An 11,989-nucleotide genomic window follows, 5' to 3' on the forward strand; every position below is an offset into this window, starting at 1 on the left:
GGATGGCGCAGGGGCGGGGCTGGGAGGGCGCGGTCCTCAGACTGCTGCGGGCGAAGGACTTCACGTGCACGGTGACGGACGCCGAGGACGTCACCCCGCACTACCGGCGGCTGCGCCTGACCGACGGCGGCATGCTGGCGGCGACCGGCGTCCACCCCACGATGTGGGTCCGGCTGTGGTTCGACAACGCGGGCAGGCCCCACCAGCGCGCCTACACCCTGGTCGACCCGGACCCGGCCACGGGCACCTTCGCCCTGGAGTTCGCCCTGCACGAGGGGTGCGCCAGCGACTGGGCCCGGGCGGCCAAGCCCGGCGACACCATCGAGGCGACCGTCCAGGGCACCGGCTTCGCCCACCCGAGCCCGGCCCCCTCCCACGTCTTCGTCGTCGGCGACCCGGCCTCGCTGCCCGCGATCAACTCCCTGCTCGGCGCCCTGGCCCCGGCGCCGGCGACCGTCTGGTTCGAGGGCGACCCCGACGGCCTCCCCTTCGCCACCGACCCGGACCGCCACGAGGTCCGGGCGGTACCGCGGCAGGACTCCCGGCTGCTCACCGAGGTCCGGGCGGCCCTGCCCGGCCTGCTGGCCGGCACCCCGGACCCGTACGTCTGGATCGCCTGCGACACGGCCACGACCCGGGCCCTGTCGTCGTACGTCCGGGAGCTGGGCGTGCCCAAGCAGCGGACGCACGCGCTGGGGTACTGGCGGGCGGACTGAGCGCGCGGGCCGGGCGGCCACGCGCGACCATCGGGACATGGACGTCACCCTGCACCTCGCCCAGGACCCCCAGGCCGACGCGCTGCTCGGCCGCAGTGCCCTCGCCGCGCTGGTCGGCATGCTGCTGGACCAGCAGATCCCGATGGAGTGGGCGTTCAAGGGCCCGGCGACCATCGCGGCGCGGCTGGGCACCGACGACCTGGACGCGCACGAGATCGCCGCGTACGACCCGGACGCCTTCGCCGAGCTGCTCGCGCGCAAGCCGGCCGTGCACCGCTACCCGGGGTCGATGGCGGGCCGGATCCAGCAGCTGTGCCGGTACCTGGCCGAGCACTACGACGGGGACGCCGAGGCCGTCTGGCGCGACGTCACCGACGGCCGGGAGCTGCTGAGGCGCCTTGAGGACCTGCCCGGCTTCGGCAAGCAGAAGGCGCAGATCTTCCTCGCCCTGCTCGGCAAACAGCTCGGCGTGCGCCCCACGGGCTGGCGCGAGGCCGCGGGCGCCTACGGCGAACCGAGGTCCTTCCGCTCCGTCGCCGACATCACCGGACCGGAGTCCCTGGCGAAGGTCCGTGCCCACAAGCAGGAGATGAAGGCGGCGGCGAAGGCGGCGAAGGCCGCGAAGAAGCCGTAGGGCCGGGGACCGGCTCGTACGGTCACGGCGGCCCGAGTCGCCGACCGGGGTGGAGCGGCCTGAGCAGCCCGGTGTGCCGAGCTGGCCGGGGCGGGCCGGGAGCCGCAGCGAGCCGAGCAGGCCGGACATCCCGGGCGGGCCCGGGCGCCCCCCGGGAGCCGTAGCGGCCCGAGCAGGCCGCACATCCCGGGCTGGCCCCGGCGTCCCCGGAGCCGTGGCAGCCCGAGCAGGCCGTGTGCCGTGCCCGGGCCGGAAGCCGTAGCGGGCCGAGCAGGCTGTGTGTCGTGTGCGGGCCTCCGCCGAGGCGCGCGCGGAGGACCGGCGCAGGGCCCCCAAGTCCGACCCCGAGCCCGACGGGCAGCGGCCGCGGCCCCCGAAGGAGCAGAGCCGCGGCTGACCGGCAGGGCCACCGGGGGGCGTGCATATTCAGGAGGCTGCTCCTGCTTTGCCCCGCAATCCGGTGTCTTTTTCGGCGTCGCACTACGTCGCCATGGCTGCGCCCGGAAGGTCTTGACCGGTAGGCTTTCCGTGTGATCTTCAAGCGCATCGGAAACGGCCGGCCGTACCCCGACCACGGCCGGGAAAGCACCCGGCAGTGGGCGGACGTCGCGCCGCGCCCGGTCCGCCTCGATCAGCTCGTGACGACCAAGCAGCAGCTCGACCTGGAGACCCTCCTCGCCGAGGACTCCACGTTCTACGGCGACCTCTTCGCGCACGTCGTGAAGTGGCAGGGCGACCTGTACCTGGAGGACGGCCTCCACCGCGCGGTCCGGGCCGCGCTCCAGCAGCGTCAGGTGCTGCACGCACGGGTCCTCGAACTCGACTGACCGGGCCGCCTACCGCGCGGTTGCCCCTTTCGGGTCGGACTGAGCGACGTGCAATGATCATCTAGTAGGCATCGTCGCTCGGGCGCACTACGCTGCGCTCATGAGCATGCTGACTCCCCCCGGCATGGGTGGCCAGTACCGGATCACGGGGGACAAGTACCCGCGGATGCGGCGTCGCCGGCGGCCCGGCAGGATCGTGGTCCTCGTCGTCGCCTCCGCCGCCGTACTCGGCCTGATCGGCTGGGGAACGACGCAGCTCATCGACGTCTTCACGGGCGACGGCGGCAGAAAGGCCTCAGCGGTCGGCACCAAGGCGGACTGCGGCAGCAAGGCGAGCCCCTCGCCCAGCGCCCGGCCGCTGCCCGAGCCGCGCGGCATCACCGTCAACGTGTTCAACGCCACGACCCGCAGCGGCCTGGCCAAGAAGACCGCCGACGAACTGAAGAAGCGCGGCTTCAGGATCGGCGACGTCGGCAACGCGCCCAAGGAGTACGACAAGAAGGTCAAGGGCACCGGCGTCCTGCTCGGCCCCACCGCCGCCCGGGACACCGCGCTGTCGGTGCTCGGCACCCAGCTCCCCGGCGCCGAGCGCCGCACCGACCCGGCCCGCAAGGGCGCCGCCGTCGACCTGGTCATCGGCAACGCCTTCAAGGAGCTGGCGAAGAAGCCGGACGCCGACAAGGCCCTGGCCGCACTGACCAGGCCCGAGCCGGCGCCCACCGCGAAGAAGGGCTGCTGAGCAGCCGTACGCACGAGGGAGCGGGGCCTACTCCGCCGCCCCGTACATGCGGTCGCCCGCGTCGCCGAGGCCCGGGACGATGTAGCCGTGCTCGTTGAGGCGCTCGTCGACCGACGCCGTGACGACCGTCACCGGTGTGCCCGCCAGGTCGCGCTCCATGACCTCGACGCCCTCCGGCGCGGCCAGCAGCACCACGGCGGTCACGTCGTCCGCGCCGCGCTTGATCAGCTCCTGGATCGCCGCGACCAGCGTGCCGCCGGTGGCGAGCATCGGGTCCAGGACGTACACCTGCCGCCCGGACAGGTCCTCCGGCATGCGCGTGGCGTACGTCGAGGCCTGCAGCGTCTCCTCGTTGCGGATCATGCCGAGGAAGCCCACCTCGGCGGTCGGCAGCAGCCGGACCATGCCGTCCAGCATGCCGAGCCCGGCGCGCAGGATCGGCACGACCAGCGGGCGGGGGTGGGAGAGCTTGACGCCGGTGGTCTTCGCGACCGGGGTGGTGATGTCGACCTGTTCGGTGCGCACGTCGCGCGTGGCCTCGTAGGCGAGCAGGGTGACCAGCTCGTCGGCGAGACGGCGGAAGGTCGCGGAGTCGGTGCGCTGGTCGCGCAGCGTGGTGAGCTTGTGGGCGACCAGGGGGTGGTCGACGACGTGGAGACGCATGTCCCCCACAGTAACCGGGCCCGGTGGGCCCGGTGTCCCCCCGCCCGGCAGGCAGGCAGGCAGGCAGGCAGGTGAGCCGGTCATCGCCTGCTCACTGGCGTCAAACGGGCCGTCCGGGGGAAGGTGGGAGGGACGGAACTGGGGTGGTGAGCCGATGTCCGAGCGGAATTCCCGACACGATCCGTCGCCGCGCGAGCGGCCCGGCGCGGTGGAGACGGACGCCGAACGCCGACGGCGCCGTGCCGAGTTCCTGCGCGACCTGGCCGAGGCCCGGGCCCTGCGCGCCCGGGTCCAGCCCCGCCGCGCCAAGACGGCCCGCCTCAGGCACGCCATGCGCATGCGCACGTTCCGCTGGTGACCCACCGAGACCCTGCCCACAGGACCTGGGCTTTTCCCCGTTGTCCCGCCCGGCCGGCCCCGGCCGCCGCTGGGCGTGACGTCGGTGATCGGCGCGCTGCGCCACGCCCCCGGTTTCCCCGGCTGCAGCCCCGGGGAGGCCGCCAGGGACCCCGTGGTTCCCGGGGCTCCCGAGTGGGGAATCGGGGTGAACAGCGTGCGCCGGCGGTCGGAAGATCGCAGGCCTTTCCGGCGTTGCCGAGGTGGGCGTGCGTGGGCCGTGGGAAAAGCCGCGTACGATCCGCACGTGGCGGCAACGAGTGCGCTGGTGAGTCCTTTGCCGAGGAGCTCGCGTTCCCCCTCGGAACGCGCGGTCAAAACAGCCGGACACAGGGAGCCGAAGACGTCCCCTGAACGCCTTGTTTCTGCCACGATTCCGAGTGGGTGGGGCTCTTCCGGAGCACTCCCCGCCCGTAACCTCCGCCGGGGGGACCCCCAACCGGCACGCCTATGACCAGTGGGAGAGTCACGGTGTACTTCGCCGCACTGCTCGCGCGCACCGAAGACGGGTGGGAAGCGAGCGACACAGAGCTCGACGATGTGGAGACCCTGTCGGATCTGGCCGACCTGGCCCGGGAAGCCTCTCCCGACGAGGACACGGTGCTCGTGCTGATCGAGCAGGAGGACGCCTGGTTCGGCGTCGTCCGCGTGGACGGCGAGGACGACCCTCGTATCTACGTCTCGGACGCCGCCGCCGCTGCCCGCAGCAGCTACGGCGAGATCCTGCTCACCGACGAGCTGCTCGGCCGGGAGCCCGGGGACGACGGCCCCGACCTGGACGCCCTCGACCTCGACGGCACGGAGGACGGTGAGGACGAGGACGCCGCCGACGACGACGGCGACGCGGCCGCCGGCGCCTCCGATGTGCCGCACGGCCCGGTCGGCGACGCCCAGATCCTGGAGGACCTCGGCGTGAGCGAGAAGGAGCTGCGCTCGCTGTCGCAGGACGCCCTCACCGAGATCGCCGAGGCCCTGGGCGCCTCCGAGACCCTGGAGACCGTCCGCTGACCGACACCCCCATGGACACCGGCGTGGCAGGGCTCCCGGACCCCGTACGCGACCGCTGGCGGGCCGCGATGCGGCTCGCCCTGGACCAGGCCGCCCGGGCCGCCCGGGACGGCGACGTCCCGGTCGGCGCGGTCGTCCTGGCCCCGGACGGCAGCACCGTGCTCGCCACCGGCCACAACGAACGCGAGGCCGGCGGCGACCCCACGGCCCACGCGGAGGTGCTCGCGCTGCGGCGGGCGGCGGAACGGCTCGGGCAGTGGCGGCTGACCGGCTGCACCCTGGTCGTCACGCTGGAGCCCTGCACGATGTGCGCGGGCGCGCTCGTCCAGTCCCGCGTGGACCGGGTCGTCTACGGCGCCCGCGACGACAAGGCGGGCGCCGTCGGCTCCCTGTGGGACGTCGTGCGCGACCGCCGACTCAACCACCGCCCCGAGGTGATCGAGGGCGTGCTCGCCGAGGAGTGCGCCCGGCTCCTCACCGACTTCTTCCGCGCTCGCTGACTCCGCCCGCGCGGCCGGGACCGCCGCATACCGATTTCGAACCAGCGCCCGCCGTGCTGTAAGGTCTCCCTCGGTAGCGTGTCCGAGCGGCCGAAGGAGCTCGCCTCGAAAGCGAGTGTGGCGCAAGTCACCGAGGGTTCAAATCCCTCCGCTACCGCTGGTAGACGAAGGGTCCGGCTCATCGAGCCGGACCCTTCGCGCGTCTCCGTCTCAGTTTCCGTCTCAGTCGGTATGCGTGGCCGGGAAATTCAACTACATGACGATCAGTCCATCCCTACGCTGGTATGCGTGGATCGTGACTGGATGCGGCAGCGGCTCGAAGCATTCGATGCCCTTGCGACCGAGTACCTCAGCCTCAAGGGGACGACGGTTGGGCGAACCCTGCTGTCGAGCGGGACGACCGGAGTCCACCCCAAGGCTGGAGCCCTCCTTGATCAGGTGTACGCAGCCGATGCGACTCTTAAGAAGATCCTGAAGTGCCTCGATCCCGAGCTAGCGACGGACTGGGCTCTTGATACGGCGAACGGGGTGGCTTACGCCAGGAGACAAGCCCAGCGTGGCCTCGGCGTCCTCGCCGACATGGACGAATGGGCAACCCGGCTTAAGCCGGACGCGCCCTCCCTTCCGGCTGATCAGTTCCATCCATGGGTGTGGGATGCCGCCCGTACGTTCTGGGAGTCGAAGCACTTCCGAGCGGCAGTTCATGCTGCTGCCAGTTCGATCAGCGCTCATCTTCAGAGCAAACTCGGCCGCCGGGACGTCACTGACGCCACCTTGGTGCAGGAGGCACTGAGCAGCAACGCTCCAGAGCCGGGGAAGCCGCGTCTCCGATTCCCCGGCGATCCGACGAATCCTGACGTCAAAACCCGTCAGCGTGGCGCGCTCCTGCTCGGTCAGGGGGCTTACTCGGCGCTGCGGAATCCTGCCGCGCACGGGGTGACGGACTTGCCTGAGCAGGAGGCGCTTGAGCAATTGGCCACGTTCAGCGTGCTCGCGCGGCTCATCGATAGCTGCCAGGTCGTGAAGCACGTCTGAGGGGGCAGAGTGGAGACCTGCCCCCTCACAGTCACCTGGCCGCTACGAGGGCGCCGGCGGCCCCGTCGTCGTCTCCGTCCGACTTCCAGATGAGCCCGTCAACCTGTCGCGCAATATCCCGCCGGACGGTGTCGACCATGTGCTGATACCGGGCGGCCATCGCCGTCGTCGACCAACCCATGAGGCCCATTACTGCCCGCTCGGATACTCCGAGGATCAGCAGGACCGTGGCCGCCGTGTGCCGAGCGTCGTGCAAACGGCCGTCCCGCACCTTCGCGGAGTTCAGCAACTCCTTCCAGTCGTCGTAGTCCGTTCGGGGGGAAGTTCCGCGCCCGTTCTCCGTGGCGAAGAGCCAGCCCTCATCCGTCCACTTGTCCCCGGCCGCCGCGCGCTCGGCCTGCTGCTGACGCTCATGAGCGCGCAGCATGTCCACAAGCTGTGGAGGGAGCCCGACGGCGCGGCGGCCCGCACGGGACTTCGTGTCGGCAGTCTCCGGGTTCGTCCGCTGACGCTGCGGGCAGTACCCGGCTTTGCGGCCGCAGGTGTCACCGCACCCGTGCGCGTAGCGCGGGCGCCGACGACTCCGGCGGACCAACAGCACGCCGTTGTCCAGGTCGACATCCGACCACTTGAGGCCCAGCGCCTCGCCCTGCCGGAGCCCCAGCGCGAGCGCCACGGCCCAGCGCGCGGAGTTCCGCCGGCGGGCGGCAGCACGCAGCAGGCGCTGCACCTCTTCGACGGTGTACGGCTCGATCTCCTCTTCGCTCACGCGCGGCGCCTTGGCGAGCAGTACGGGGTTCTTGGCGAGGTGGCCGCGCCGTACCGCCTCGTTGAGCGCGGTCCGGAAGGTGCGGTGCGCCTGGTGGGCGGTCGCGGGCCTGCTGCCGTTCGCCTGCATCTTGGCGTAGAAGGTCTCGATGTGCTCCGGCTTGAGCCGGTCGAGCCGGTGAGCGCCAAGACCGGGGATCAGGTGCTTTCGTACGGCGACGCCGTAGCCGACCATGGTGTTCTCGTTGACGGCGAGAGGCGCGATGTTGTCGATCCAATGCGTCAGCCACGCCTTGACCGTCCAGGGCTTGCCCGGCTTGCGCACCGTACCGGCGTCGCGCATCCGTTCCAGCTCCTTCACGGCCTCGACGACTTCCGCCTTGGTCTTCCGCTCGACGTGCCGCCGGTCCGGCTTGCCGTCGTCGCGTACGCCGACGGTGACGCGGCCGTGCCACTTGCCGTCCTTGCCCAGGTAGATGGACGAACGGCCGTTCGGCTGTCGAGTGCGCTTCTTCTTCTCTTCCACGGGTGTCCTCTCAAGCGGCATCGGCCATGGGGGCGGCGGCGAGGGTGGCGCGGTTGGCCGCGCGGAGTCGGGCGACGTAGTCGTTCACGGCGTCGGCGGGAACGCGGCGGAGTCGGCCGACGGGGACGGACTCGAGTTCTCCGGAGCCGATGAGCCGGTAGCACAGGGTGCGACCGATGCGGAGTCGGCGGGCGGCCTCTTCGACGGTCAGCAGTACGAGGGTCGGGTCGATGGAGTCGGCGACGTGTGCCGTGTCCATATGGCGGATCTCCTTCGTCTCATGACGGCAGGGCCGGCGAGACCCTTGCTGGGAATCCGCAACATCCGCCACGCCGCAACGTTGCAGGTCAGCGGCTCGGATCTGTTGCGGATGCCGGTTGTGTTGCGGATAGGTGCCGCCGCGCGGGCATGCGGCGGCACCGTGAGATGGCGGCTGGTCAGCCCGCGATACGCAGTTGGCGTGTGCCGGTTTCCGCGGGCATGTGGCGGCTCTCGTCGGGGTCTTCCGCCACGTATTCACCCCCGTTGACCTGCGGTGTTGCGGCTGTTGCGGATGTTGCGGACTTCTCGGGGGGCGGGGGGCAGTAGCGGGCCCATGCGTCGGCCAGGTCCTCGGCGTAGTAGCCCTTCGGGGTGCCGCTGCCGACTCGGATACCGCGGGGGCGGATGGGGGTGTTGTCGGGGCGGACGTACTGGCTCAGGAGCTTGGACAGGCCGCGGGCAGTGAGGGGTTTGCCGTCGTCGTTCAGGTCGGCCCACGGGGCGTCGTCGAGTCCGTGGAGGATTTCGAGGATGGCGGCGGTGGGCATGCGGTCGGCTCCGCAGAACACGCGGTCGCGCAGGTCGGTCAGCAGGCGGACCCCGAGGGAGGCTTCGTCGCCTTCCTGGGCGGCCTTGATGAGTTCGACGCAGGCGGCGCGGGCGCGCTCGGGCCAGTGGCCGCCGGCCGCGTCGGCGACCGCGAGGAGCGGTTCCCACACGTCTGCGGGGCGGTCGGAGACGCCCTCGGGCATCTCGGGCCAGGCTTCGGCGACCTGGTCGCGTACGGTGGTGGCCCACTCGGCGAGCCGGTCGCGCAAGGCGTGGCCCTGCTTCTCGTGGACGCGCCGGCGGTACGGTTCGGCCTTCTCGTTGGGGGCCTTCTTGCGCATCCGGATGATGACCGAGCGGGTCAGGATCGTGTCCGGCAGGGAGCCGAGCCCGGCCATGGCCACGGCGCAGAACGAGGAGAACCACTCGGTGGACTGGTTCGAGCCGTCCCCGACGCAGCGCAGGGACTTGGCTCCGCGCCGGTAGCCGGAGTTGAGGAACCCGCGGACCTCTTCGTTGCCCCCGGCTTTGGGCCCGAACACGGTGTCGATCTCGTCGAAGAGCAGTGTGGGCGTGCCTTCCTCGGCTTCCACGAGCCGGAAGAGCGCGTTGGCGGAGGCGTTGACGGTGGTGGCCGCGCGCGGGGTGAGGGTCTCCACGATCTCCAGCGCGCGGGACTTGCCCGACCCCGGCTCCGGGGACAGGAAGGCGAGGCGGGCGGTGCCGTCGAATGCGTCGATCAGGTGCGCGTGCGCGTCCCACAGGGTGACGGCGACGTAGGCCGCCTCGGTGGGGAAGACGTTGAAGCGGCGGTGGAACGCTTCCACCTCGTCGAGCAGGGCGGCTCCGTCGATGGACGGCGCGGGCCTGGTGGTGTCGGTCATGCGGCGTTCCTCCCTTCCTGGGGGGTGCGGAGCGGGCAGTGGTCGCGGTGGGCTTCGTGGTCGGCGATCAGGGCGAGCACCTTGCGGTGGCCGATGGCGCTGCGGTCCCGGCCGCACAGGCACGTCGAGGTGGCGGTCGGGGTGGCGCCTTTGGGCGCGCGGATGTGGAGCCAGGCCAGGGGGAAGCGGCCGTCACCGGCCGGTGGGGTGCTCGGGTCCGGTTCGGCGGGAAGGGATGAAAGGGCGCCCTGACGGGCGGCCTTTCCTCGGCCGCACCCCGGAGCCGGAGCCACCGCCAAGGCGGCGGAGCCGGGCAGGACCGGGGTGTCAGGAGGGCTTTCAGGCCCGGGCTGGCGGGGGTGGTGGTCATGCCGCTGCCTCCCGGGGGCGCGCGTTGTGGATCGACCAGTCCAGCGCGCTGCGGATGGTGGCCCGGCACTCGCCCGGGGACAGTCCGGCCGCCTCGCCGGCCGCCTGAAAAGCCGCCTCGACCTGGTCTCGGGGGATCTCGCCCCATGCGACGAACCGGCCAAGGGCGCGGGCGCCGACCAGCAGCCGGTTGTTGCGCCCGCCCTGTTCGGTGGCCGCCACCGCGGCCGTCTCGCGCTCCAGCGCCGCCTTGGCGCGCGGGGTGACGGGCCCGGAGACGATGAGCGGGGCCAGCGCCGCACGGGTAGCGGGGGCCTGCTGGAGTTGCAGCAGCAGCCACGTGGGCAGTTCGAGGACCGGGCCGCGGTTGACGGCCTCGTAGACACCCTGGGGGGTGGTGCTGCCCGCGGCGACGATGTTGCCGCCCCACGCGCGGGTATCGACGTTCGGGGCCACGGTCCTGGCGGTGCAGTGCAACCGGATCTCCGGCGGAACGGTGAAGTACAGGTGCATGCCGCCGCTGGGCGTCCGCACCGTGTAGGTGGTGGGCCAGGGCTGTCCGGCGCGCTCGCAGAGCGCCAGGAAGGATTCCGCGCCGCCAGGCGCGTCCGAACTGCCCTTGTCGTCCTTGGGCACGTCCAGGTCGACCACCAGCAGGTGCGAGGGGCCGGTGGCGATGCCGACGTTGAACGGGCCCGCGCCCCACGCGGCGTGGATGCGGTCGGGGTCGGTGGTGGCCCGCTGCTCCCACTTCACGTGCCCACTGGCGCACACGCCGGTACGGGGGCAGGCTCGTTCGCCGTGGAGTGCGGAGCCCTTGCCGCCGGGGCGCAGCGGGTGGACGCGCCAGCCGCGGCCGGCCGCGTCCAACGCTGCGTCCAGCAGCGCGGGTCGTGCGTCATGAGTCATGCTGGAGACCTCCAACGGGTCTGATTCGGGCCGGTTGGCCGGGGCGACCGCGGATCTTTGGCGAGAGAGGCGGTCGCCCCGGGCGTTGCTAGAACGGCGGCTCGTCGCCCTGTTCGGGGCGGTTGTCGCCGGTGTTCCACGGGTCGGCGGACGGAGCGGCGCCGCTGCTGCCGCTTGTGCGCTTGCCGTTGATCGTGACGGTGGTGAAGCGCAGCGAGGCGCCGATCTCGTCGACCTCGACGGCGAGCATGGAGCGGTTCTCGCCCTCGGGGGTCTGCCAGTCGTGCTGACGGATCCGGCCTGAGAGCACCACCCGCGAGCCCTTGGCCAGGGAGTCGGCGACGTGTTCGGCCAGGGTGCGCCAGGCGGCGCAGCGGAAGAACGTTGAGGTGCCGTCCTTCCACTGGTTCGTCTCGCGGTCGAAGACGCGCGGGGTGGAAGCGACGGTGAAGCGCGCGAGGGCCTGGCCGGAGTTGGTGAACTTCAGTTCCGGGTCGGCGGTCAGGTTGCCGATGATGGTGATCGGGGTTTCTCCGAACGACATGGTGATGTCTCCTGATCTGGTGGGTTAGAAGGGCGGTTCGTCGCTGTAGGGGCCGGGCGGGGTGCGGCGTGGCAGGGGCAGCAGGACCCAGCGGCGGTTCTCGTTCCAGCAGAGGCAGGGCTCCCACTCGGTTCCGGCGTACTCGCCGGTGAACGGGTCGCCGTAGTCGCGGTTGGTGCCGCCCTCCCCGCCGCACAGCGGGCAGTCGGGGCGGGGCGTGTCGGTGAGGACCAGCGCGCGGCGGGGCCAGTTGGTGAGCTGGATACGCAGTCGGAGCATGCGGAGTCCTCCGGGTCAGCCCTTGGTGCGGGCGAGTTTGAGGGTGATGCCGCCGATGCCGATGGGTCCGGCGGCACCGGCGATGACGGTGGCGGTGTGGGCGGCGAAGTCGAGCAGGACGCACAGGGCGGCGACCAGTCCCCAGCCGCCGGCCACGACCGCGCCGGCGATGGCGAACGGGATCAGGCAGCGCCGCCACGTGCCGGTGGTCGGGGTGTCGTGGACGACGATGACGACGGGCTGGCCGGTGGCCTCGGCGCGGCGCCAGGCGTCGGCGGGTATGTGCGGGGCGATGATCCCCGGCGGCGTGTGGTCGGTCATTTGGGGCTCCTCGGGTGAGCCGCGGGCCCGCACCATGTGGTGGTGCGGGCCCGCTCGGGTG

The 11,989-nt window shown here is 71.9% G+C and carries 16 protein-coding genes and 1 tRNA gene; 9 read left to right on the plus strand and 8 right to left on the minus strand.

Annotation, left to right across the window (positions count from 1 at the left end):
• Nucleotides 1-2 precede the first annotated feature (2 nt).
• The 4 genes from AB0K80_RS14475 (at nucleotide 3) to AB0K80_RS14490 (ending at nucleotide 2,916) form a co-directional block, all read left to right on the plus strand.
• Nucleotides 3-716 (plus strand): siderophore-interacting protein, encoded by a 714-nt coding sequence (locus AB0K80_RS14475; RefSeq protein ID WP_365669300.1) that lies wholly within the window; start codon nucleotides 3-5, stop codon nucleotides 714-716.
• Between the two features lie 37 nt (nucleotides 717-753).
• Nucleotides 754-1,350: an HhH-GPD-type base excision DNA repair protein gene (locus AB0K80_RS14480; RefSeq protein WP_365669301.1), complete on the plus strand. Its 597-nt coding sequence runs from the start codon at nucleotides 754-756 to the stop codon at nucleotides 1,348-1,350.
• 530 nt (nucleotides 1,351-1,880) lie between these two features.
• The gene (locus AB0K80_RS14485; protein ID WP_004943146.1) at nucleotides 1,881-2,177 is read left to right on the plus strand and encodes a type II toxin-antitoxin system VapB family antitoxin; all 297 of its coding nucleotides are present in this window, start codon (nucleotides 1,881-1,883) and stop codon (nucleotides 2,175-2,177) included.
• Between the two features lie 124 nt (nucleotides 2,178-2,301).
• Nucleotides 2,302-2,916, plus strand: a complete 615-nt coding sequence (locus tag AB0K80_RS14490; protein ID WP_365669714.1) for a LytR C-terminal domain-containing protein — start codon at nucleotides 2,302-2,304, stop codon at nucleotides 2,914-2,916.
• A 27-nt stretch (nucleotides 2,917-2,943) separates the two neighbouring features.
• On the opposite strand, the gene upp is transcribed toward AB0K80_RS14490, so the two are convergent.
• Nucleotides 2,944-3,579, minus strand: coding sequence for a uracil phosphoribosyltransferase (gene upp / locus AB0K80_RS14495; protein WP_365669302.1), 636 nt, complete (start codon nucleotides 3,577-3,579; stop codon nucleotides 2,944-2,946).
• A 154-nt stretch (nucleotides 3,580-3,733) separates the two neighbouring features.
• Here upp and AB0K80_RS14500 point away from each other — a divergent pair, with 154 nt between their 5' ends.
• From AB0K80_RS14500 to AB0K80_RS14520, 5 genes are all read left to right on the plus strand, one after another.
• The gene (locus AB0K80_RS14500; RefSeq protein ID WP_365669303.1) at nucleotides 3,734-3,937 is read left to right on the plus strand and encodes a hypothetical protein; all 204 of its coding nucleotides are present in this window, start codon (nucleotides 3,734-3,736) and stop codon (nucleotides 3,935-3,937) included.
• Nucleotides 3,938-4,446: 509 nt separating this feature from the next.
• Complete coding sequence (locus tag AB0K80_RS14505; RefSeq protein ID WP_365669715.1) at nucleotides 4,447-4,983, plus strand: hypothetical protein; 537 nt, start codon at nucleotides 4,447-4,449, stop codon at nucleotides 4,981-4,983.
• Nucleotides 4,984-4,994: 11 nt separating this feature from the next.
• Nucleotides 4,995-5,483, plus strand: coding sequence for a tRNA adenosine(34) deaminase TadA (gene tadA, locus AB0K80_RS14510; RefSeq protein ID WP_365669305.1), 489 nt, complete (start codon nucleotides 4,995-4,997; stop codon nucleotides 5,481-5,483).
• 72 nt (nucleotides 5,484-5,555) lie between these two features.
• Nucleotides 5,556-5,640, plus strand: a tRNA-Ser gene (locus AB0K80_RS14515).
• A gap of 131 nt (nucleotides 5,641-5,771) precedes the next feature.
• Nucleotides 5,772-6,518, plus strand: a complete 747-nt coding sequence (locus tag AB0K80_RS14520; protein ID WP_365669307.1) for a TIGR02391 family protein — start codon at nucleotides 5,772-5,774, stop codon at nucleotides 6,516-6,518.
• 31 nt (nucleotides 6,519-6,549) lie between these two features.
• On the opposite strand, the gene AB0K80_RS14525 is transcribed toward AB0K80_RS14520, so the two are convergent.
• From AB0K80_RS14525 to AB0K80_RS14555, 7 genes are all read right to left on the minus strand, one after another.
• Complete coding sequence (locus tag AB0K80_RS14525; protein ID WP_365669309.1) at nucleotides 6,550-7,812, minus strand: site-specific integrase; 1,263 nt, start codon at nucleotides 7,810-7,812, stop codon at nucleotides 6,550-6,552.
• Between the two features lie 10 nt (nucleotides 7,813-7,822).
• The gene (locus AB0K80_RS14530) at nucleotides 7,823-8,071 is read right to left on the minus strand and encodes an excisionase family DNA-binding protein (RefSeq protein WP_365669311.1); all 249 of its coding nucleotides are present in this window, start codon (nucleotides 8,069-8,071) and stop codon (nucleotides 7,823-7,825) included.
• Nucleotides 8,072-8,249: 178 nt separating this feature from the next.
• Nucleotides 8,250-9,506, minus strand: coding sequence for a DUF3631 domain-containing protein (locus AB0K80_RS14535; RefSeq protein WP_365669313.1), 1,257 nt, complete (start codon nucleotides 9,504-9,506; stop codon nucleotides 8,250-8,252).
• A gap of 366 nt (nucleotides 9,507-9,872) precedes the next feature.
• Nucleotides 9,873-10,784: a bifunctional DNA primase/polymerase gene (locus tag AB0K80_RS14540; RefSeq protein WP_365669314.1), complete on the minus strand. Its 912-nt coding sequence runs from the start codon at nucleotides 10,782-10,784 to the stop codon at nucleotides 9,873-9,875.
• 88 nt (nucleotides 10,785-10,872) lie between these two features.
• Nucleotides 10,873-11,328, minus strand: coding sequence for a single-stranded DNA-binding protein (gene ssb / locus AB0K80_RS14545; protein ID WP_365669316.1), 456 nt, complete (start codon nucleotides 11,326-11,328; stop codon nucleotides 10,873-10,875).
• Nucleotides 11,329-11,352: 24 nt separating this feature from the next.
• Nucleotides 11,353-11,607, minus strand: coding sequence for a hypothetical protein (locus AB0K80_RS14550; protein WP_365669319.1), 255 nt, complete (start codon nucleotides 11,605-11,607; stop codon nucleotides 11,353-11,355).
• A gap of 15 nt (nucleotides 11,608-11,622) precedes the next feature.
• Nucleotides 11,623-11,928 (minus strand): hypothetical protein, encoded by a 306-nt coding sequence (locus AB0K80_RS14555; protein WP_365669321.1) that lies wholly within the window; start codon nucleotides 11,926-11,928, stop codon nucleotides 11,623-11,625.
• Nucleotides 11,929-11,989 lie beyond the last annotated feature (61 nt).

This window comes from Streptomyces sp. NPDC052682 (assembly GCF_040678435.1).
Taxonomy (GTDB): Bacteria; Actinomycetota; Actinomycetes; order Streptomycetales; family Streptomycetaceae; genus Streptomyces.